General features: G+C 48.3%; 18 protein-coding genes and 1 riboswitch. Of the genes, 10 read left to right on the top strand and 8 right to left on the bottom strand.

From position 1 onward, the window contains the following. Positions 1 to 67: 67 nt before the first annotated feature. The 3 genes from MJO57_RS25405 to MJO57_RS25395 form a co-directional block, all read right to left on the bottom strand. Positions 68 to 598 carry a hypothetical protein gene (locus tag MJO57_RS25405; RefSeq protein WP_252019778.1) on the bottom strand — a complete coding sequence of 177 codons (531 nt, stop codon included), beginning with the start codon at positions 596 to 598 and terminating at the stop codon, positions 68 to 70. Between the two features lie 305 nt (positions 599 to 903). Beyond that, a complete protein-coding gene (gene yeiP, locus MJO57_RS25400; RefSeq protein WP_252019776.1) occupies positions 904 to 1,470 on the bottom strand; it encodes an elongation factor P-like protein YeiP in 567 nt (188 codons plus the stop codon). 112 nt (positions 1,471 to 1,582) lie between these two features. Further along, complete coding sequence (locus MJO57_RS25395) at positions 1,583 to 1,795, bottom strand: hypothetical protein (RefSeq protein WP_252019774.1); 213 nt, start codon at positions 1,793 to 1,795, stop codon at positions 1,583 to 1,585. A gap of 275 nt (positions 1,796 to 2,070) precedes the next feature. On the opposite strand from MJO57_RS25395, the gene MJO57_RS25390 reads away from it, so the two are divergent. The 7 genes from MJO57_RS25390 (at position 2,071) to MJO57_RS25360 (ending at position 9,394) form a co-directional block, all read left to right on the top strand. Further along, positions 2,071 to 2,649 (top strand): hemerythrin domain-containing protein, encoded by a 579-nt coding sequence (locus MJO57_RS25390; protein ID WP_252019772.1) that lies wholly within the window; start codon positions 2,071 to 2,073, stop codon positions 2,647 to 2,649. Between the two features lie 206 nt (positions 2,650 to 2,855). Continuing rightward, on the top strand, positions 2,856 to 4,604 hold the full coding sequence (ggt, locus tag MJO57_RS25385; RefSeq protein ID WP_252019770.1) for a gamma-glutamyltransferase: 1,749 nt from the start codon (positions 2,856 to 2,858) through the stop codon (positions 4,602 to 4,604). Between the two features lie 61 nt (positions 4,605 to 4,665). Further along, complete coding sequence (locus MJO57_RS25380) at positions 4,666 to 5,280, top strand: cob(I)yrinic acid a,c-diamide adenosyltransferase (RefSeq protein ID WP_252019768.1); 615 nt, start codon at positions 4,666 to 4,668, stop codon at positions 5,278 to 5,280. Between the two features lie 108 nt (positions 5,281 to 5,388). Beyond that, positions 5,389 to 5,568, top strand: a riboswitch (cobalamin riboswitch). Between the two features lie 137 nt (positions 5,569 to 5,705). Next, on the top strand, positions 5,706 to 6,776 hold the full coding sequence (locus MJO57_RS25375) for a cobalamin-binding protein (protein WP_252019766.1): 1,071 nt from the start codon (positions 5,706 to 5,708) through the stop codon (positions 6,774 to 6,776). Positions 6,777 to 6,789: 13 nt separating this feature from the next. Continuing rightward, positions 6,790 to 8,703 carry a TonB-dependent receptor domain-containing protein gene (locus MJO57_RS25370; protein ID WP_252019764.1) on the top strand — a complete coding sequence of 638 codons (1,914 nt, stop codon included), beginning with the start codon at positions 6,790 to 6,792 and terminating at the stop codon, positions 8,701 to 8,703. Between the two features lie 133 nt (positions 8,704 to 8,836). Next, a complete protein-coding gene (locus MJO57_RS25365) occupies positions 8,837 to 9,058 on the top strand; it encodes a hypothetical protein (RefSeq protein ID WP_252019763.1) in 222 nt (73 codons plus the stop codon). Between the two features lie 6 nt (positions 9,059 to 9,064). After that, a complete protein-coding gene (locus tag MJO57_RS25360; RefSeq protein WP_371924915.1) occupies positions 9,065 to 9,394 on the top strand; it encodes a hypothetical protein in 330 nt (109 codons plus the stop codon). 55 nt (positions 9,395 to 9,449) lie between these two features. On the opposite strand, the gene MJO57_RS25355 is transcribed toward MJO57_RS25360, so the two are convergent. The 3 genes from MJO57_RS25355 to MJO57_RS25345 all read right to left on the bottom strand — a co-directional run bounded on the left by MJO57_RS25355 (position 9,450) and on the right by MJO57_RS25345 (position 14,411). After that, positions 9,450 to 12,536: an efflux RND transporter permease subunit gene (locus tag MJO57_RS25355; protein ID WP_252019761.1), complete on the bottom strand. Its 3,087-nt coding sequence runs from the start codon at positions 12,534 to 12,536 to the stop codon at positions 9,450 to 9,452. 3 nt (positions 12,537 to 12,539) lie between these two features. Next, a complete protein-coding gene (locus MJO57_RS25350) occupies positions 12,540 to 13,592 on the bottom strand; it encodes an efflux RND transporter periplasmic adaptor subunit (RefSeq protein WP_252019759.1) in 1,053 nt (350 codons plus the stop codon). A gap of 102 nt (positions 13,593 to 13,694) precedes the next feature. Further along, positions 13,695 to 14,411, bottom strand: coding sequence for a TetR/AcrR family transcriptional regulator (locus MJO57_RS25345; RefSeq protein ID WP_252019757.1), 717 nt, complete (start codon positions 14,409 to 14,411; stop codon positions 13,695 to 13,697). Positions 14,412 to 14,701: 290 nt separating this feature from the next. Here MJO57_RS25345 and MJO57_RS25340 point away from each other — a divergent pair, with 290 nt between their 5' ends. Beyond that, positions 14,702 to 15,685, top strand: a complete 984-nt coding sequence (locus MJO57_RS25340) for a CNNM domain-containing protein (protein ID WP_252019755.1) — start codon at positions 14,702 to 14,704, stop codon at positions 15,683 to 15,685. 280 nt (positions 15,686 to 15,965) lie between these two features. Here the strand turns inward: MJO57_RS25340 and MJO57_RS25335 are convergent, their stop codons facing one another. Further along, on the bottom strand, positions 15,966 to 17,648 hold the full coding sequence (locus tag MJO57_RS25335; RefSeq protein WP_252019753.1) for a hypothetical protein: 1,683 nt from the start codon (positions 17,646 to 17,648) through the stop codon (positions 15,966 to 15,968). Positions 17,649 to 17,657: 9 nt separating this feature from the next. Further along, positions 17,658 to 20,363, bottom strand: a complete 2,706-nt coding sequence (locus tag MJO57_RS25330) for a hypothetical protein (RefSeq protein WP_252019751.1) — start codon at positions 20,361 to 20,363, stop codon at positions 17,658 to 17,660. Positions 20,364 to 20,547: 184 nt separating this feature from the next. Between MJO57_RS25330 and MJO57_RS25325 the strand changes: the two genes are divergently transcribed. Together MJO57_RS25325 and MJO57_RS25320 are read left to right on the top strand one after the other, a co-directional pair. Beyond that, the gene (locus tag MJO57_RS25325; protein ID WP_252019750.1) at positions 20,548 to 21,822 is read left to right on the top strand and encodes an FAD-dependent oxidoreductase; all 1,275 of its coding nucleotides are present in this window, start codon (positions 20,548 to 20,550) and stop codon (positions 21,820 to 21,822) included. Next, entirely contained in the window at positions 21,819 to 22,652 is an 834-nt protein-coding gene (locus MJO57_RS25320; protein WP_252019748.1) for an aldo/keto reductase, read from the top strand. The genes MJO57_RS25325 and MJO57_RS25320 overlap by 4 nt, the downstream gene beginning before the upstream one ends. The last annotated feature ends 25 nt before the right edge of the window (positions 22,653 to 22,677 follow it).

The raw sequence follows: 22,677 nt of genomic DNA, 5'->3' as shown, positions 1-22,677 counted from the left end.
TACCATTAGGTTTGATGCTGCAGGCATTCTAGCACTTGTTAATGACAGCGACACCACCACTGTTTACTTACAGGGACCATTTAAACTGTAGCTGGACAGCGTTCAAATTGTAATTTGAATTCAGTTCAACAGAGCCGCCGTCCGATAAGCAATTGCCTGCAGTAATGCTATTGGTCTTTAAACGAAGCTCTCCACAGTGGCCGAACGAGTAACGGGTATTTTTCTTGATAAAATAGAGACCCTCTCTGACTGATTCTCCAAGCCCTATACTGTCCAGTCCGTATACTATGGCGGTAGCTGCAACCTGGTTTTGGACTTTGTTCGGGTCATCAATGGTCTTGTAAATGAATGAGCTAATGCGCCGTTCATTTATCTCTTTATTCTGTCTGAAAATAAATTTCGGTTTTTTGTCTTCAGTATGATAAGTGGGTACTTGATCAACATAATAATCGGGGGAAGAAGCATTGTTAGAAAACAGGGGGCTGTAATTCGATACCATCATAGCGGACTGATCAGCGGATAAGCAGGAAATAAAACCCACAGCCATAGGGAAACAAATTGTTCGAAAAATGCAGTGAGCAATATTTCCTAATGTCATAGCCTACTTCCTTGATTGGGTTTGTTTAACTTGTGTTCATTGGTCTGTCCAAAAGAAAGTTCTGATTTTTTGATATTGATTGGATAATTTTTATTGATTTGAAACTTATAAAACGTATTGCGTAAACCAAGAGTTTTTAAATGTATGTTTACATACTAGGTTTCTAATGATCAGAAATAACTTAAACAAAGGTATTATATTTCGATTTGATATATTATTTCGGGTGTTTTAACCAGGCTGTTGAATGAAAGTTTTTCTTATATTTTGCATAAGGTTTCCGGAGGGGCTCCGGAAACTCTTCAACGTCAGGCGCGGGACATGAATTTCCCTGTTTCCGTGTTGATTTTAATGACTTCACCGTTACTCAGGTACTCTGGGACCTGAACCTCAAGGCCTGTGCTGACCCGGGCTGGCTTTGTTCTTGCTGCTGCCGATGCGCCTTTTATGCCGGGCGCGGTATCGACGATTTCCAGCGCAACGGATGCAGGCAAGTCAATCGCCAGCAGCTGGCCATCAACCAGAAGGGCTGTCAGGCCTTCCATATTGTCAGCGATATAGAGAAGCTGATCCTCAATAGAGCTGGCATTGACGAGGTACTGGGAATAATCCTCAGAATCCATGAAAGTACACTCATTACCTTCACGGTAGAGAAGAGTTACCGCTCTTCTGTGCAGGTTCACATCGGCGAGAAGAATATCCCCGGTCAGTGTCTGTTCAAGTTTCTGGCCGCCGGGAACCGCACTGAAACGAATCTTGTACAAGGTCTGGGCGCCGCGGGCAGATGGGCTTTTCGCCTCAACCTGACGAACCTGATAATACTGGCCTTCAATGTCTACAATCTGGCCTTTTTTCAGTTCTCGAGCGTAAGGCATTGGAATCCTCGGAATAGCTGATTTGCCGGCATTTTAAATTGATTATTGTCGCTAATAAAGAGAGCAGTGAGTGAAACACTGCCCGCAGAAGGGATACTGATTCTTGGGAGTATCAATGCAAGTGTCGTGGGCTACTGGATTTGCCAACCACTTTGCCCTTGCTATCGAGAATTTTATCGCGCGAGTCCACACGATATATCTGTCTCATATACTCTTTTTTAATGGCTTTCTCATCAATGAGAGGCTTAATATCAACGCCGGCGTATTCGAGGTACTCAAGCATGTACAGGGGGTTCGGCACAGTAACCTCCGAGCCAATGACCATGAACATGGAAGCTTACCGTTCGGTATGGCTCTATTTGTTGATGCAGGACATAAAAAGGGCGTCTTGGTGTGAAAGTGTTTTGCAAGGCTGTGTAAATTAGCGATTACCGTTGTCATCTGTCAATTTCATGAAAAATAATTCATGGTATTCTCTACAATCGGGCAAAAGTCATTTGTATCAATACTCAAAAAGAGCCAGGCCTAAAAAATCGGGTCTATAAAAACCGAGACTATAAAAACGAGTATTCAAGAATAAATATCCGAGGGGGATGCTATATGACAACAGTGATTGACCGGATCATCAAAGACCATCAGCATATGGCAAGGTTGCTGGACTACCTGGATTATGAAGTATCTGGCTATCGGGAAGGCAGTGAGCACAATCCCCGGCTGAACATTATCATTGAAGCGCTGGATTATATGCACAACTATCCGGATGCATTTCACCACCCTCTGGAATCCCGGTTGATGGCCCGGCTTCGTCCCCGTCTGGCCAGTAAAGAAGAGCGGATACAGTTTGATATGATTGAGGATCAACACCGGCAGATTACGGCAATGACCCAGAAGCTTGTGGAGGCTTTCAATACCGTTGCCTCTGACCAGGTTGTTCCTATCAATCTTCTGGTGGCTGAATACGCGCTCTATAGTGAATTGCAGCGGGAGCATATGGAGCTGGAAAATCAGTTTATGATTCCGGCGATGCAGTCCTTATTGACTGTTGAAGATCTGGTGCTGGTTGATAATGATCTTAAACAGATGTCTGATCCACTTTTTGGTTCTCATTTGTGGGAGGTCTATCAAGATCTGTACCGGTATGTTACTGAGCGGGAAAACGCCCCGGAACCGGTTGTTTGATCTCCAGCTTTACTCACAACCTTCTGACGCTCCAGCAAATTGAACGCTCGGAATTTGCTGGCTTCTTTAGCTGTATTCCTGCAGTCTACAATGTGATATCACTGATATTCGTAAGGTGGTAATGGCAGGGTTCTTCGGAAGCTTATTATTTCATTATCAATCAGCGCACCGGGTTCACACCTGAGAAATGAAAGAGAGGATGAAGCGTGGGTAAACGAATAACATGGATTGTTGCAGGCATCTTCTGGATACACGTTCATTTCGTGCTGGCTGACACCATTCCTCCGGGAGAGATTGCGCCGGAGCCCGGCACCGGGAATACGGAACAGGAACTGGTGAAGGCATCCAGCTATATGGTGGCTGCAGCAAACCCCTATGCGGCGAGGGCCGGTTATGACATCCTCAAACAGGGCGGTTCTGCGATTGATGCTGTCATCGCCACTCAATTGGTGCTGAACCTGGTCGAACCTCAGTCTTCAGGTATCGGGGGAGTCGGATTAGTCGTTTATTTTGATAAGAACGCCGGGCAGCTATCAACCTGGGAAGGTCGTGAGAATGCACCGGCGTTGGCAAAGCCAGATCACTTTCTTGATAAAAACGGGAAGCCCCTGACCTTTTATGATGCGGTGGTGGGCGGGCACTCTGTGGCGACCCCGGGTCTTCTTAAATTGATGTACGAGGTGCATCAAAAGCACGGGAAACTTGCCTGGCAAACGTTGTTCAAGCCAGCGATAAAACTGGCTCAGGAAGGGTTCATTGTGTCACCAAGACTGGCCAGGCTTGTTGCCATGGATCAGGCACGTCTGAGTCGGTATGAAACCACGAAAAACTACTTTTATCCCGGAGGACGTCCTGTTCAGGAAGGTGATCTGCTGAAAAACCGGCCATTTGCCAATACTCTGTCTCTCATTGCCCGTCGTGGGATTGATCCTTTCTATCAGGGAGAGATTGGTCGCGATATTGTCACAACGGTGAACTCAGTAACCGATAATCCCGGCCTCCTGAGTATGAGTGACCTGAGGCATTATGAGGTTAAAGAGCGTGATCCGGTCTGTATGGATTACCGGGAGTATCAGGTCTGTGGAATGGGACCGCCAAGTTCAGGTGGACTGACCGTGGGACAGATGCTTGGGTTGCTGGATCACCACAAGCTGTCTGAACTGGGTAAGGACAATCCCGATAGCTGGCAACTGATTGGCGATGCAACACGCCTGGCCTTTGCCGATCGTGGACAGTATATTGCTGATCCAGACTTTGTGAATGTGCCCAAGGGGTTGCTGGATAAGTCCTATCTTCTTGGGCGAAGCCAGCTGCTTCACACTGGAAGGCCCTTGCAGGCAGTTGCCCCGGGCTTGCCGCCCGGTGTTGATCAGGTAAGCCATGCTCCCGGTGAAGCATTGGAACTCCCGGCAACTACCCATATCAGCATTGTTGATGGCGATGGCAATGCCGTGGCGATGACATCCAGCGTAGAGAATGCTTTTGGTTCACGCCTGATGGTTCGTGGTTTTCTATTGAATAATTCCATGACAGATTTTTCCTTCAGGCCATTCATTGATGGCAAGCCGGTTGCCAATCGCATAGCGCCGGGGAAACGGCCAATGTCCTCTATGTCTCCCACTATCGTGTTACGTGATGGTCAGCCCTATATGTTGCTTGGCTCAGCTGGTGGCAGCCGTATCATTGTTCATGTAGCCAAAACGATCATTGCTCATCTTGACTGGCAGTTACCCGTGAATGAGGCCGTTAGTTTATCTCACCGAATCAATATGCATGGCCATTATGAACTGGAGGCTGGAACTGACGCGGAAGCACTTGTCAAGCCTCTTAAAGCGATGGGGTATAAGGTTTCTGTCCGTGATCTTAACAGCAGCCTGCATGCCATTGTGATAAAGGCGTCCGGTCTGGAGGGAGCGGCAGATCCACGACGGGAAGGTGCCGTTATGGGGGACTGAATGCAGTATGACGTTTTTCTGAGCCGCCGGCTCGCAACAAAACCACAACAGGCCCTAAGACATGACGGAAAGAAAAGGCTACCGGCTGACCCATATCTACACCCGAACTGGCGACAAGGGCATGACCCGTATTGGTGATGGCCAGCAACTGGCGAAGTCTCACCCGAGGCTTCATGCCATTGGTTCTGTGGATGAAACCAACAGTTGGCTGGGTGTGCTGATCCACTCCCTGAAGCAAGGTAATGAAGTCACTGAAAATCAGTTGCAACAGATTCAGGATATCCAGCATCGGCTGTTTGATGTAGGCGGGGAGCTGGCCATGCCGGGATATCAGCTCATTCAGGAAGCCCATACCCAAAGGATTGAGGCTCTGATTGACCAGCTTAATGAGCCATTACCGCCACTGAAAAACTTCACGCTGCCGGGCGGTGGGCAGTCTGCCTGTTATTGCCACATGGCTCGAACCGTATCCCGCCGGGCGGAGCGGCATATCATCGAATTAAACCAGGCTCTTCAGGAAAGTGGTGAAAAGATCAATGAACCGTTGCTGAAATTTGTGAATCGTCTCTCCGATCTGATGTACGTTCTGGGTCGTCATTGTGCACTCCGGGATGAGGGTGAAGTGCTCTGGCAAGCGTCGGAGAAAAGCAGAACCGACGATCATGATCAAAAATAAGCGCCAGAAATCGGCAATTCCCTAGTGATTTAAAACGAATGTTTGATTAATATTGCGAGACTTTGTAAGGGGTATGTCAGTGATTGGTATAAATCACGACGCTTTTGATCATCCATCGCAGATAAAGGCAATGGGTCAAAAGAGGGAACAGGGTGAAAAACCCTGACTGTACCCGCAACTGTAATGGAAGAGTTTCAGCAATAATGATGTCACTGGGTAATGCCCGGGAAGGCTGCTGAGAACGACGACGCCAGAGTCAGGAAACCTGCCTTTGCAAAGCCCTAGAAAAGTAGCCTGTATGCAGGCTCAAACCGGGCGGGTAACCTGGCGGCTGGGAACACATCTCCTGCTACACGGCGCTTTTGCTGAGAAAGTGCTGTGGCCGCGTGTGCCGCCCTGAGTATTGGTTGTGACTCAGGGACACCATGAAAACACATTCTGTACCCTACAAGATACTGAAGAGCAGACTGTCCCGGTTAATGCTGGTCATGGCTATAGCGCTGGTCGATGGCGTTTTACTGCCTTTCAGCACCGCTCAGGCCAGCGAATCTGACAGCCCGAACTGTGTGACCGACATGAGTGGCCGCCCCGTCTGTCTGAGTACCCGTTCGCCCAGAATTATCAGCCTGTCGCCGGGCTCCACTGAGTTGTTATTTGCTGCCGGTGCGGGCGATCGTGTGATTGCTGTGGACCAGCACAGTGATTATCCGACAAATGTCTTTAGACTGCCCAGGGTCGGTGGTTACCCCAATATCAATGTAGAAGCTATTGTTGGCATGTCGCCGGATCTGGTGGTGATCTGGAAGGGAGGGGATTCTCCGACGGTGATCCAGCAGCTGGAATCCCTGGGGGTTAATACCTTCCATGTCAATGCAGTCAACTTTGCCGGTATCGAGCAGGCCTTGCTCGGGCTGGGAACGATTGCCGGAACCACTGAACAGGCCAGAAAAACGGTCGCTGCCTTTCAACAGCGGCTGGCCGGACTTCGTCGGCAATACAGTGAACAGCGGCCATTGTCGGTGTTTTTTGAGATCTGGCGTACGCCGCTGATGACAGTGGGTAACGGGCTGGCCATTAATGATGTGATCACCCTCTGTGGTGGTCGCAATATCTATGGTGAGCTGGCAGAACGTACCCCGAGAGTGGGCATTGAGTCCCTGATCAGTCGTAACCCGCAGGTGATCATTGGTTCCAATCCCAAAGGGGATACGCCGGAGACCCGCAAAGCGCTGCTGGACTACTGGAGCCAGTGGCAAAACCTGCAGGCGGTAGAGCGTCATCAACTGTTTTCGGTACCCAGTGATCTGATTGCCAGACCGACGCCGAGGATTCTTGACGGAGCAGAGATGATCTGTCGCCAGTTACAAGCTGTGCGCTCAGCAACAAAGCATTCCGGATATGTAGTTTCCCAGAAAAACCCTATGATGAGAGCCCATTCTGAACCCGTTCTGAGAAAGCAGGCTCCTGCAAATTATCAAGACCATCCGCTTAGATAAGGATATAAATTAAATGTCGTTTAATCAGCGTTCTGTTTTTGTACGCACCGGGCTTTCTGTTGCTGTGGCAATGTCCATGATGAGTTCTGTTACTCAGGCAGAAGAAGTTTATGAATTGGAGGAGATTGTTGTTACCGCAGCAAGGACCGCTCAAACTGTTGATGAGACGCTGGCGCCTGTGACGGTGATTGATCGGGAGCAGATTGAGCGTAGTCAGACGCAAAGTGTTACAGAACTTTTACGAACTACTCCAGGGCTTCAGATTACGGAAAATGGGGGGCATGGCTCATCAACCTCCATTTTTTTGAGAGGCACAAACTCAAATCATACTCTGGTATTGGTAGATGGTGTGCGAATCAATGATGTAACCGGGGGCATGCCATCTATTCCTTATCTGGATCCTGATCAGATTGAAAGAATTGAAATTGTCCGTGGCCCAAAATCCAGCCTCTACGGTGCTGATGCAATTGGTGGTGTTATTCAGATTTTTACTCGTAGAGGCAGCGGTGATCCGAGATTGACTGTCAAAGTTGGTGGAGGAAGTCGTACTACCGGTAATGCTGATCTAAATTATGGCGGGAAGGTTGAGAATACCAGCTTTAATGTCAACACCAGTTTTTTTGAAACTCAGGGCTTTGATCGATATGTTCCTGTAGATGCAGATGGTTATGATGATGATGATGCCTATAGAAATAAATCTGCCTCTATCAATGTACGTCACAGTTTTGAAAATAATTCTGAGGCTGGTTTTTCTATTGTTCATAATCAGGGAAAGTCTGAATATGATGCGTGGGATGCTACAGAAGCATATACCGAATTCAGCAATACGATTTATCAGTTAAATTATCGTCTTCCGGTCAATGATGTGTGGAATACTCGCTTTGAAACAGGTTACTCTGTTGATGACAATGACAACTTGATAAAAAATGCAGATACGGGGGCTATTTCCAGTACAGGCAAGTTCAAAACAAACCGAAAAACCTTTGCCTGGATTAATGATGTTGCTTGGAGTGATACTCAGTTGCTAACAGCAGGTGCTGATTATCACAAGGATGATGTTGATGATGGAAATGTCTATATCGAGCCTGATTCCGGTGAAAACATCACCTCTCGCAACAACAAGGCAGTTTTTGTACAAAATCAGTCAGATTTTGGGTGGAGTGATCTTATAGTTGGTCTGCGCACTGATGATAATGATGCCTATGGTGCACATACAACTGGAAATATCGCTTGGGGTTTTCCTTTACCCCATGACATGAAATTAATTGCTTCCTACGGAACTGCTTATCGTGCGCCAACTATGGCCGAACTCTATGCACCTGAAAGTGGAAGTGGTGATATATATTTAAGTAATCAGAACTTGAAACCCGAACAATCAGAGAGCTATGAGCTGGAGCTTAGAGGGGATCTAGCCTCTGCTTACTGGTCAGTGTCCGTATTCGAAAACAATATTGATAATCTTATTGTTAATAAAGGCATTGGCAATACGACAGGGGGCAATACTATTTATCAAAAATCTAATGTCGATAAGTCGCGTATCCGAGGAGTTGAACTGTCACTCGGTGGAAATATCTTCGGCTGGGACCTGGTCTCTAACATAACTTTCCTGGATCCCAAAGATCTGACAACTGGGGATATTTTATTGAAGCGTGCTAGACAAGAGTTTAATGTCAATCTGAATCGGCAGTTTGGCCAATTTACTGTAGGTGGCGACTTCACAGCTAGAGGTCAAACGACCCATTGGGGAGGAGACAAAGCTCCCGGTTACGGCTTTTTGGACTTACGGGCAGCAATGCAGGTAACGTCAACTGTCAAGGTAGAAGCGAAATTGGTGAATGCGTTTGATAAAGATTATCAAACGACTCTTGACTACAATCCGGAACCACGCGGTATATTCGCAACCTTTATTTGGTCCCCGCAACTGTGACCTCGTTCCCACGGTCCCCCGTGGGAATGCAGACCGAACTATCAATAAGCTCTGCAGTGTTTGCTAGCTCCCGTATGCATTCCCACGGGGGACCGTGGGAACGAGATTATCTCTGCAATAAACAGGATTTGCCATGACATTGAAGCACTCCGGTGATATCCGCGAACTTTGCTACCCATTTATCTGTGAAGACTCCCCGCTGTGTGATTATGAAATCATCACCGATGAGCTGTGTGCCACCCTCGGTGGCGTTATCACTGAGCTGGAAGGGGATGAGCGGTTTGCTGATATCTATGATTTTCTGGATCAACTGCAGCCCAGAATTTTTCACATGAATGGCTCGGTTCGGGGATAGCAGGCGATATTTGAAGAGCAGATTCAGTGGCTGGCCGGTTACTTTGACCAATACCAGAAAGAGATTCAGGGGCAGTTGCACGGTTTTGTCCTGCCCAGGGGCGGTCGACCGGTACAGTTACTGCACAGTTGTCGCTCACTCTCCAAGAAGGCGGTCAGATCGCTGGTCAAGGTGGACGCTCATGGCATTGACGTACCGGGGGAGTTACCTCGGTTTGGCAATATGCTCTGTAATCTGTTCTTCCGTTTAACCGTGGTGATCAATCGTCGGCTTGGCATTGTCGAACCGGAATACCAGAGTTTGAGTTATAACCTGAAGCCACCTTCCGGGAAGTAACAGAAAGAAGCAGCGGGATAAGTCGGCTTCAGTCAGAAGCCGACATCTGTATCGATCAGGACGCAATAGTGCGGTAATCGAATCCTTTAAAGCTGATTTTGTACAGCAGGGAGTAGATCACCGGCAGTACGATCAGTGTCAGTACGGTAGCAAAGCCCAGGCCGAAGATAATGGTCACGGCCATGGATTTGAAAAAGGCATCAAACAGCAGTGGAATCATCCCCAGCATGGTGGTCAGGGCAGCCATACAGACAGGACGCAGACGGCTGACTGAGGCATGAAAAATGGCTTCATGTTCTTCCCGGCCTTCCTCCAGCTCCAGTTTGATCTGCTCAACCAGAACGATACCGTTCTTGATAATCATGCCAGACAGGCTGAGCAGTCCCAGCAGTGCCATAAAACTGAACGGTGCGTTCAGTGCCAGCAGCCCGGCCACAACACCAATTAACGCCAGCGGAACGGTACACCAGATAGCGATAGGTTGTCGTATGGTGTTAAACAGGAGTACTGTAATCAGGAACATCCCCAGATAACCCAGCGGAATAGAGGCAAATACAGCACTCTCTGCATCAGAAGAGAGTTCATAGGCACCGCCCCATTCCAGTTGGTAGCCATCGGGCAGTGGAATGGCTTCGATCCTGGTACGTACCTTACGGAAAACGCTATCAGCGGTTTCATCACTCAGCAGTTCCGGGTCATCCATTACAGAAAGCATGCGCTTACGATCCCTGCGGATGATCAACGGGTTTTCCCATTCCGTATCAAAGCTGGAAATGGCCTGGGTGATGGGCACATAACTGTTATGGTCTGCACTCCACACCTGCAGGTCAGTGATACTGTCGGCATTCAGTCGCTCGGATTCCGGAGAGCGGACAATCAATGGCATTAACTGGCTGCCTTCCCGGTAGACCCCAACCTGACGGCCAGTGAAGTTAACCAGTAGAGCATCGTCCAGTGCCTGTTTGGATATGCCGCTGCGGCGGGCGCTGGCTTCGTCCAGATGGGGCCGAACCAGGCTGACCTGATTACGCCAACCATGTCGTATATGAGTAGCCATCGGCTCCTCACGCAGTACATTTATGGCCTGCACCGCCAGTGATCGTAATACTTCCGGATCCTCTCCATAGAAACGGGCTTCAATTTCTGCGGCAGCTGAGGGGCCATTCTGTAAGTATTTGACCCGGTACTCGACATCACCAAAGTCTTCGGTAAGACGGGTTTCCAATGTTGGAATTAGCGGGGTAATGGCGTCCAGATTATCTGTTTCGATAATCAGCTGGCCAAAACTGCTGTATTGCTTTTCCGGCATGTAAGGGAGAATAAAACGTTGTGCTCCCTGACCAATCACCGTGGTTACATTTTTTACCCCGGGTAGCGTCATTACCAGCTGCTCAAACTCCTCTACTCTTGCTTCGGTAGCGCGAATATCGCTGCCCTCGGGCATCCAGAAATCCACAAAGAACATCGGTGTGTTGGATGGTGGGAAAAAGACATTTTTCACCGAGCCAAAACCCAGGATGGCCAGTACCAGTGCCAGAACCGTCAAGCCGATGGTCATGGGTCGGTGCACCAGAGAGAACCCGAGCAGTTGTTTATACAGGGTGAACAGCGCCCCTTTGTAAGGATCTATTGCTTCACCCGCCGTTTGCCGGGCAAGCTCATCTTTCTTAAACAGCATGTTGCAGAAGAAGGGTGTCAGGGTGATCGCTGTGATCCAGCTGAGGAACAGGGATATCAACAGCACCTGGAACAACGAAAGACAGAACTCACCCGTAGCATCATCAGAGAGGCCGATGGGGGCGAATGCCATAATGGCAATCACGGTGGCACCCAGCAGTGGCCACTGGTTTTGGCTGACGACCTGCTTTGCGGCCTGCAACCGGGTGAGGCCCCGTTGTATGCCGACCTGAATGCCTTCTGTCACTACAATGGCGTTATCAACCAGCATGCCAAGGGCAATGATCAGGGCACCCAGAGAGACCAGCTGGAGCTCGATGCCGATGGCCTTCATAACAATGAACGTACCGAGTATGGTCAACAGCAGAACGGCACCCATCAGCAGGCCTGAACGTACGCCCATGGCCAGCAGCAATACGACAATAACAATGGCAATCGATTCCAGCAGATTGATCAGGAAGCCATTGACGGATTCCGAAACGGTTGCGGGTTGGTCGTATACTTTAGTCAGCTCAATACCAACCGGTTGCTCAGACTTAAGCTCATCAATACGGTGACGAACAGCGTCGCCTGCATCCACCACATTAACCCCGGATGCGAATGAGATACCCAGTGACAGGGCCTGGCGACCGTTGGAATAATAAAGTGTATCCGGTGTTTCATCGAAGTCCCGGCGAACAGTAGCAATATCACCGAGTCGAACCAGTTGTGTGCTGCCCGGTGGGCTGATGATCAGTTGTTCCAGTTCTTGAACGTTATTGAACTCGCCGGTGGGATGAATGCGGATGGAACGCCCTTCAACCAGCATATTACCGGCATTGGAAACCACATTCTGATGCTGAATCAGGGAGAATATCCAGGCCGGGTCGATGCCCAGGTTGGCCAGTTTGGCCTGGGACATCTCAACGACGACCTGTTCCTGACGGGCACCGGCGATGGTGACTTTTTTGACCCCTTCAACCAGCACCAGCTCACGTTTCAGGTAATCGGCGTAGTTTTCCAGATCTCTGGAGGTGTAGCCTTCTCCGGTAATGTTGAACAGCATGCCATAGACATCGCTGTAATCGTCCACGACAACTGATGGGTAGACACCTGGAGGCAGGCCACTCTGGCTGTCATTAATCTTACGGCGTAACTCATCCCAGATCTGGGGCAGTTGGTTTTTGTCATACCGGTCTTTCATCTCCACCATAATCTGGGAACGGCCATTGCTGCTGATGGAGTCGATGTGCTTGACATACTCCATTTGCTGTATGGCTTCTTCCAGAGGCAGTGTGACTTCTTCTTCCACCTGTTCCGGGGAGGCTCCCGGGTAGTGAGTAATCACCATTGTCTGCTTGATGGTGAACTCAGGGAACTCCAGCTGACCCAGGCCAAGAAACGACAGTGCACCACCAACCAGCAGGATAACCACAAACATCCAGCTGATCACCCGGTGGGAAATGGAATATTCAGCAATATTCATGGATTACAGCCCTCGTTCCTTGTGCAGCGGTTTGACGGTCATACCGTCGTATAGCTGACTGAGGCCTGCAGTAACGATCTGATCACCAGGGTTGAGGCCTGACAGGATCTGCACTCCCGCTTCGGTAATACGGCCGGTAACAACTTCAATCGGTGTCAGCTGTCTGGTCTGTTCATCAAAACGCCAGACCACGGTCTTGTTGTCAGCATCATTCCGGGCTACGGCGGAGATGGGCACCAGAACGTATCCGGGTTGCCCTTGAGTGTCGATAATCCGGGCAAGGTCAATAATGACCGTGGTGGTCATACCGGGAAGAATGTTCATATTCGTTGGTGCGGTCCGGGTGAAAATCACCTCGTAACTCTGAGTGCCGGGCGTTATTCGTGTAGCGTGTTCCTTGTAACTGACCGGAAACGCTTTGCCTGGTGCTCCCGGGAAGGTGGCAATGGGTTGATAGTCGTGGTTGACTGTCTTTTTGTTCACATGGGAGACGATGCTTTCCGGAATCTGGATGCTGATATCGAGCCGGTCGCTGCTTTGCAGGATGAGTACCGGTTGCTGGGCCTGAACCTGCTGATGGGTTTCAGCGAGCGTCTGGGCGACCCGACCACTGAAGGGGGCTGTCAGTGTCGTATAAGCCAGCTTGTCCCGGCTCAATTTCAGTGCAGCTTCTGCCGATTTCAGCCTGGCACTTGCAGTATCGTAGCTGGATTGTGAAATGACTTTCTTTTTCAACAGGGAGCTGGCGCGTTCAAACTCTGCCCGGGCCAGTTCATAGTTAGCCTGACGATCCTGAAGCCCATTGCGGATGTCCCGGTCATCAAGATAAGCCAGTACCTGACCTTCCCTAACCTCATCACCCTGTTTGATGTCGATCTTGTCAATCTGGCCCGGTATGCGGAAGGATATTTCAGCCTCTTCGGTCGCAGTGACTTTACCCGGAAAATAGCGTAACTGCTGCTGCTGAGGATCTTTTATCTCAAACAGTTTGACGGGGCGGATGACTTTTGTGTGTCCGGTTTGTTCCTGTTCACAACCGGTCAGTAAAGTGAACATGATTAGTATCATCACGGTTATGGTGGATCGGGATGAAGGGGGGTTATGCATTCTTATCTAGCTCCAGGCTAATAGGATAGGATTAATAAACGCTGACAGGTTTCACTGATCGATCAATGTGGCAACAACCTGCTCAGCCTGAAGTTTGCTGTTTTCAATCACTGGTTGTGAAAACGGTGCTTGCCATCCCCAGCCCTGCAGGTATTTGGCAAGGTTGGAAGTGAGTAGGCTGAAGCCGTTGTCTTTTTGCAGGGAGGGTTGTTTCAGCCCAAACCCGGACATGCTGATCTGAAACAGGCCCTCACCGAGACTCCAGATCCCCATCAAAATATCTGACAGAGTATCCTCACGACGCTCATCAGTAATGGCTGGGTTGTCTGCCATTAACTCAATAATCAATGCTGCAACCTTCTGGCTTTTCTCATGGTAGATGTCGTCCAGTGCCCGTGCCCGGCCTGTTGATGCCCGTTGCCAGATATCCGGGGTCATTGCCAGTTGACGCAGGTAATAGTGGTGAGGTTGTCTGGCATCACATAGCCAGATCGCCATATTGAGCGTCAGGAGGCGTTCCATAGCGGGTGCCGGGCTGCTGAGCACCGTATGGAATATAGACGCAATCATCCGGGAGATATGGATGGCGCACCCTAGCAGCAGGTCCTCCTTGCTGGAGAAGTGTGAATACACCGTTCCCATTGACAATTGAGCTTGTTTGGCAACTTCAGACATCTTCAGGTCCATAAAACCCTTCTCCTTGAGAATGGTCAGGGTAGACTGAATAATGGTCGTTTCTCTTTGTGCCCGTTTGTCGGATGCTGACATGACCGATAAACCGTAGTGAAGAACCAGAAATGGAAGAATAGAGTTATCTGAAATAAAAATCGAATATTATTCGAATTTTATTTCATTGGCTGGCTTCCGGGAAACCCGGGCTCTCTTTGCCCGAGAGATTATTTGCTCTGAAAGGCATAGAGAGCTAACGTAAACAGAAAATAAAATTGGTCGAAAACAATAGATTACAGGTTTTGTTTTCATGCTGGCAGACGTGCTCAACTACTTGTCCCTCAGTTAACACTGCCTGCTGCTTCATTGCTGTTGTTTTGGAGGTATGGATGCTCCTGGTTGTTCTCTTTGCGTGCCTGATTGTTGCTGCTACTGCTTTTTTATCCCTTCTTGAAGCGTCTTTGGTTGCGGTTGATGAGTTAAGGCTGGTCACGATCCTGTACAGAAGGCCCGACAATAAAGCGGCTATCCAGAAAGTCTTTCAGAAAAAGCGGGAGCACCTGTCAGCAATCGTTTTGTTAAGTACTCTGATCAGTATTTCTGGCAGCACTTTTCTTGGGGCTATGGCAGCTAAGGAGTTTAATGATCTCTGGATGGCTATATTTACGGCACTGCTCGCTTATTTTATGCTGGTATTTGCCAAGGTGCTGCCCAAGCTGCTGGCAGTGCAGATTGCTGATCGGGTCGTTGCCAGATGTTCACCATTTATCCAACTCATGTACCGAGTCACTAAACCCGTGCTGTTGTTAGCCCTGGTCTGGACCCGTCTTTTGCCCAAGCTTGAAGAGGAAGCCAGGAGCAGTGATGAGCTCCGGAGTATTATCAAGCATTACAATAAGCGTGGCGTGATTGGCAAGCGTCAGCGCAAACTGGCGGATGCCATACTGACCACCCATCAGCGGCAGCTGACCGAGCTGGTCGAGCACTCAATGCCGGCTGTTTGTCTCTCATCCGATACAACCGTGGCTTCTGTAGAAACGACGATTCGCACCTATCCCTGCAAGCGCTATGTGGTTCTGACCGATGGCAGACCTGCAGGGATTGTACTCTATCGGCATATCGCCCGCTGCCTGGTCAATGGAAAGCACGATATTTCAGTGGGCACACTCATGAGAAAAACCATTAATCTGGCACCTGCAACCACATTGCATAAAGCGATGACCGAGCTTCATAAGGCCAGGGCATCCATTATTCTGCTCCCGGGTGAGACGGTAGAGCAGACCCGTATTGTGACTGCAAAGAAGTTGTATCAGGCGTTATTGCGTGCCGATAATCAAGGTGGCCAGGCAGGTGGCGACAGCAACCTGCAGTGAGATCGCTTCGGGAAACAGCGTGGGAAAGATAAGGGAAAGAATGGGCAGAATGGCCAGACTGCTGCCACTGCCCAAGGCACCAATAATAATGCCGCCAAGTGCACCTGTTAATAGGTATACGACATAAATTAGCCTTAATTACCTTCTTACTGCCTGGGTTCTGAAGTATAGAAAGAGTCTGAGTTTGTACCACAAATGCATCACCTCTTTAACTGCAGATTTGCTCAAGAGCCCTTGAGGTGAATCAAAGTTCACTACCTGGTAAGGGAACCAAAGCCTCCTATGGTCTTACCATGCTTATCTTTTTTTGCCTTGAGTAAGCATCCTGGTGTTGGAAATAGTGAGGAAGTGTCATTTTCACAAGTTCAGAAAACCACTCAAACTCTATGCAGGGTGTGTCACAGAAATCGATGCCGCCTATTTTATCCATGAAAAATAAGTAGTCATAGTCAGGACATTTTTTTTTGATGTTCAGAAAAATACCTTTGCGAGACATTACTTCAAGCAATTCGTGAGCAAATATTTTTTCAAAATATCCATAGCGGTAAAACGTATCAAGAGTATGGCATGTTTGATGTTCATCTGTACTTTCGTCAGCTTCTGGTATGGTCCAGTTACCCTGGTAGCCATGGGCTATCATTTCATCACGCCAGCGACAAAATTCCGGATCCCTATTCGAGGGTTCTGATTTAAAAAAAACTTTCGTCAGGTTAAAAAGTACTTTTTTGGCAATACCCTCCATTATTACTGCAGCATCAGAAATAAAGTTTGCTGCCCAGTACTGAGCGTGACCACGGAGATGCTCCGGAAGCTGTTTTAGCTGGGCGTCACTCAGACGGCAGTTCACGCCGCCCATGTCACGGTATATAAAATCAACAGCTGATAAGTCGTTATTATCCATGGTCAGCTTCAGCAAAACGTTTTGTCCATGAAACTCAAGATAAAAGCGCCGCCTGTAAATGTGATCAACCATTTCCTCCGCAATGGGCTTGAGTAAGGCATCAGTGATAAACTGAGTCGGCGTTTTTTGACTTTGTTCAATCAGGGTATTGAGTAAAGGCCAGTTGTTTATACCAAACAGTGCATATAGTGGAATAATATAGTGGCCTGGAGTCGTGAATAATTCCGGAATAGGTCTATGGATCATACCAGCACCGGATAGAAGTACGGTTTTTTCTTGCTGGTTAACCAGACGGGCATCTGGAACGAAAGATAAATTTTCTTCCAGACACGTAAAGTTCTCTATTGGTTTATTTTTTAATATCACCGAATTTGCTACGCTGGCTGCACACTCTTTTTGACCAAGCAACCGGCGAACACTGCCTATTTTCTCATCCAGGCTGACTTTGACCATCGCAAATTCTGTTGTGCTGCCACCGGGCAAGGCTATCAACAAGGTTCTGAATGAACTCAACGCTAAGGCAGGAACACTAACCTGTGTATGCTGATATTTAAACATCAGGGGGGCAAACAGAGTGGTGGATTTTGGGTGTACCAGATACAGGATTTGATCCTGACCTTCCACCGTACGCGTGATTGAGCAATGCCCTTTTCGGAGGCGAAACAGCTTTCCTTCAGAGCAGGGAATCCAGTAGCCTTTCATAATGAAAGGCTGGAAAGTACCGGGATGATATTGATCATTGCTGGCTTCATAACCATGATGAAACCCGGTAACTATCTGTCGATTTTCATCAACAGCGTGCCGACTCTCTTCGGTCATTGCCAGCCGGTTTTTTTCGGCGTATAGATAGGCCAGGAAGGTATCTGGCAGTGCTTTGAAAGTATCCCAGAGAGGGTTACTATCCATTTTTTTCCGGCATGACTGGATGTCAGCCTGAAAAAACTGATCAATAAGCGATAAATTTTCCCGTCCGGATGATGGATTATTGACAGGGAGTGAAAGCTTTTCCACCTCTGTCAGCGCTGGGTAATCATGGGGGTTAACAGCTGCTGCATTTATCATTATTCTTTCCTATGATGTTTCCACTCGGTATCCGGCCTGAGCCATCCTGCTCTCTGGCTGGAAACCAAATTGACGGTTAGCTTCTGAAGGTCCGGACTCTGTTGTGCAGCCAGTGGCAAATGTGCGTCGTGGTGGGGCGATTAGCTCACTATCACTGCCCTGTGAAGTTTCCCGATGGATATATAAGCCGTCGTTCTCGTTCGCACGTTTGGCTTCTATGAATTGCTCTTTAACCAGATAGGCAACCAGGTGCTTGGGCAGATCCTGCTGAAAGAGTGCGTATTGCCAGCGATTAAGTGCATTACCCCTTACCCGGTATTGTCGATCAATTGCTTCCCGATATGTCTCATTATCAGCACCCAATGACTGATCAGTGCCAAAACCGAGCAAGTGCATCAGTTGATAAATGTCATCATCACTTCTCTCGTGATTCAGACGCCAGAACTCATCGGAAACAAAACGGTAAGCGTGTTGATAAAGTAAAACAGGGGTGTAGTAGGAATGAACAAGATGGTCAATGGTTTGCTTACTTTCATGAGATAGGTTCGCATAGGCGACAGTAGCAGTTTGGGCCCGGCCGGAGACGATGGACAGTCCCACAAAGCGGTTGACTTCCTCCTGACAGCGAGCAGCCATGGAGGATTCACTGCTGTCTCCGATCGCTCTGGCAAGGGATGCTGTCACGCTGTCTTGTAAAAATTGCTGAATACAATCCTTTATCTGGTTGTTACTGCCAGAAACCAAAGGGAGTAATAGTGATTGTATTCTGCCTGAGAAACCTTGATTGCATCCTTCTAAATCATTGCCAACGATAGCGGCAAGGTTATCCAGCGCATTGTTGATTGAGTGATCCGTCAGTCTATAAAGAACGGCATAATATAACTGGCTTACAAACGTTTCAAAATACTCAACGGACTCATCAACCATCCTGCGACCACTGGAGCCCAGTTCCCTCATCCCTGAATAGCGATTAAGCCGATCGATAAAGTTTCTTTCTAATGCGGCTAACGCCCCGTCAATACCCGGGTTGCTGGCCTGGTATTGCTGGTATGCATGGCAACCCCTGAGTGTCTGGCACAGAGCCCTGATATTCCTGTGACGCTGCCTCCCTGCGTACATGACATCCCGCTCATTATCACCATAAATATCATAGAATCGCTCCTCGTCAATGACCGGTTGATTCGTCGGGTTCCTGAAGTAGCATACTGAGTGATCCCGTAAAATAGCATGACAACGTTCAAGCGATGTCGACTCAATCCCTGAAATGTGTTGGATGTTTGCCATGGCGTTTCGAATGGAGTCTAATTCCTGCTGATTATTAGTACCTTTAATTTGTTGGTAAATCTCGTAAATTAAAGCGGTTTTATAACTTTTTAAAGAATCCAGTTCGCTCATTCCCCATTCCTTTAATAAATCAACAGCGGAGCGCAGACTTCTGGTATTCGTAAACTCTGTCAGCAATTGCTGAAGCTTTAATAGCTTATTGAGGTGCGGACAAATAAGCCGTAACTGTTCAACATTCAGATTGGTGCTGTAGGTGCCGCGCAGAAATTGCTTTGGCTCTCCGTTAGAACCATACATCGCAAGTTCTCTGTAGGTTGATTCAAATTTTTCCTTTAGATAGTCTCTGTCAACATGCCTATTAAGATTTATAGAAAGCGTATTGAACAGCACAACAGGTTGCTCCGGTGGTAAAGAGCTGATCAAATGTTGACACATTGCCGTCATCCGTAATGGATTCCTGAGCATTTCGGCCATCGATTTTTTTCCAATGCTGACAAATTGATCAGCGCTATCCCCCGAAATATCGTCTTCCACGCCCAGCAAGTCGCCGACGATGCATAAAAAATCGTCATACCATTTGTTTAACTCTTCTAAATGCTCACTGAGTTTGATCATTTGATTTTTATTTAGTGCAAACCCGGTTTTTCCATCATAATCAGCATCCCCGTCATGCAGTAGGTTCTGACTGAATAGCAGGTCAAATAAACCATAGCCCAGTGCACAATTGCCATCGGGTACTCTTATCAGGAAACGCCCCTCGGTTTCATAGGGAGCCTGTTGGTAATCAATTTCTACCGTGTACCGCTCTCTGAACTCTGGTGGTATTTCAGCAAGTTCTATTAGATGAGAGAGCTTTGCCCTGACACTATCTGCCAGATGCTTATCACTTTTGCACGCTCGATAGGTGTCTGTCAGAGTGATTCCGGCTAACTGATCGACTTCATTGTGATCCCAACCAAGCCAATGGCTGATCAGGTTTCGTTTCTCAATGTTTGCGACTTTCTCTGCCTGTTGAGCAACATGGTTGGCAATTGCGGTTTCAACGGTATTGAAATCCCCTCCATGCTCATTACAAAAATTCCGCAGGTACTCCATATGTTCTGCAATTTGCTGTCGCAATGGTTGCAGCTGGCTGAATTTTGATGGGTCTTCAAGAAGAGTGATCACTTTGGTCTTGATCTTTAAATCAAAACATTGAGTGAGATGGTCAATGCTTTGCAGTGACCAGATTCTTGATAAGTTTGATGTACTGATAATTTGCTGAACAATACTTCCATAATCAATATCAGGGATTGATTCCCGTGGGGGGGCTATATCAGTGGCTGCAGCTAATGTTGGATCAGTAAAGGGAGCGAATGCTGATGGTTGCGCCCCGGTGGATAGCAGTTGAGAAATTGACGGGATAAAGGGGGCTCCATGAATATGAGGCATAGATACATCCAGAAAAATGAAACAATTAAGTTCATTGACTCGGGAATTGATAAAAAGTTCTTCAGTACTATTCTGCTTATCAGTCAGAGCTGTCGATCATAGTATTTTCCTGCTGACTATTAATACTGCGAGCTATGTTACAATTCAGCCTGTTTCAGGTCATCTCAGATAGTTGAACTCTCTTATGTCTCAAACTGTTGAAGCCGATGTGGTAGTGATTGGCGGTGGTATTGCCGGTCTCTGGTTATTTCGCACGTTGAATACCCTGGGTTATCGAGCCCTGTTGTTGGAGCAGGATTCTCTGGGTGGTGGTCAGACCATCAAGTCTCAGGGCATTGTTCACGGGGGGACCAAATATACCCTTACCGGTCAGCTGACCAATGCCTCCCAGGCCATTGCCGGGATGCCCGAGCGCTGGCGTAATGCCCTGGCTGGAAAGGGTGGGGAGGCGGATCCGGATCTTCGTTCGGCTCGTGTTTTATCTGAATACCACTATCTATGGTCGCCGGGTGATATCGGCTCACGAATGACCTCTTTCTTTGCCAGCAAGGCGCTGAGAGGGCGGGTAGATGCACTGACCAAAGCGCAGTTTCCAGCCATTTTCAAGCATGATGGTTTTCGCGGAAAGGTTTATCAGCTCAATGAGATTGTTCTGGATATTGCTACCGTTACTCAAGCCCTGGTCAATGGTCTGGAAGATAAAACCATTAAAGTGGACTGGAGTGAACAGGGTAATGCCCGGTTGTTAATGAATGCTCAGGGCGAAATTGAGGCTGTTGAGTTAGTTGATAACTCACTTAATAGCTCAATTAATAGCTCGATTAATAACAATGACCATAAAACCCTGCTAAAAGCCAAACGCTTTGTGTTGGCTGCCGGTGAAGGCACTGAGGCACTTCTGAATACCTGGGGGGTTATTGATCCGAAAATGCAGGTACGTCCCCTGCAGATGGTGATGGTTCGTCATAAGCATCCTGAACCCGTCTATGCACATTGTCTGGGTACAACACCACTCCCGAGAATGACCATTACCAGCCATCCGGATAAAGATGGGAAGTGGGTGTGGTATCTCGGCGGGGGCATTGCTGAAGATGGGGTCAAACAGTCTGCTGAGGCGTTGATTGCGACAGCGAAAAAAGAGCTGAAAGCATTGTTGCCCTGGGTAGACTTGAGTCAGGCTGAGTGGGATACCCTGCGGGTTAATCGTGCTGAGCCTAAACAGAGCCGTCTGCTTCGCCCGGATGCGGCATTCTGTCAGCCGTTTGCCAATGGTATTGTAACCTGGCCCACTAAATTGGCACTGGCTCCCAACCTCTCTGATGAAGTAATTCGCTTGCTGCGAGAAGATAATATTCTTCCCGCAGGTAATGACCATTTCTCAATGCCTGCAGGATTTTCCCGGCCTGAGATCTGTCCAAACTTCTGGCAAGGGCACTTTGCAACGGGGAACGCATCATGAGCAAGCGTCTTGGCAGAAAGCGAATAGCCGGCACGGATCTTGACGTATCGCCACTGGGGTTTGGCACTGTCAAGTTTGGCCGGGATCAGGGGGTAAAATACCCGGAACATTTTGCGATTCCTGATGACCGTGAAATGGCAAATTTGCTTACCCTTGCCCATGATCTTGGCATGAACCTGCTGGACACGGCTCCAGCCTATGGCACCAGCGAAGAGCGTCTTGGCCAGCTGTTTGCCCGATACAAAGGGTTGCGTAAACAGTGGGTCATCTGCAGTAAGGTTGGCGAAGAGTTTGTCACGGTTGAAAATGGCCAGGGAAGGTCTCATTTCGACTTCTCTGAACAACATATTCGATTCAGTGTTGAGCGAAGCCTGAAGCGCCTGAATACCGACGTGATTGAGTTGATGCTGGTTCATTCCAGTGGTGATGATGTCGGTATTATTGAGCAGACAGGCTGTTTGGACGTGCTTTCGGATCTGAAAAAAGAAGGAAAAATCCTCGCTTCGGGTATGTCCACCAAAACGGTGGCAGGTGGCATTCTGGCGCTGAAGCATTCAGACGTTGCCATGGTGACTTATAACCTGAACGTACAGGGTGAAAAGCCGGTATTGGATTTCGCGTTAGCGCATGGGAAAGGTATCTTTATCAAGAAGGCCTTTGCCAGTGGTCATGCCTGCCTCCCTGGACATCTTGCTGCAGAGAATCCCGTGCTGGAAAGTATGAAACTGGTTTTTTCACATTCTGCCGTTTCTTCGGCTATTGTTGGATCGATCAATCCCGCTCATATGCAACAGAATGTAGAGGCGTGCCTGGAAGCCTGTCTGAGTTAAGGTGGTTCTGTTGCTTCTATAGATG

This window comes from Endozoicomonas sp. SCSIO W0465 (assembly GCF_023716865.1).
GTDB lineage: Bacteria > Pseudomonadota > Gammaproteobacteria > Pseudomonadales > Endozoicomonadaceae > Endozoicomonas.
This window is presented reverse-complemented; position numbering and strand designations above follow the sequence as displayed.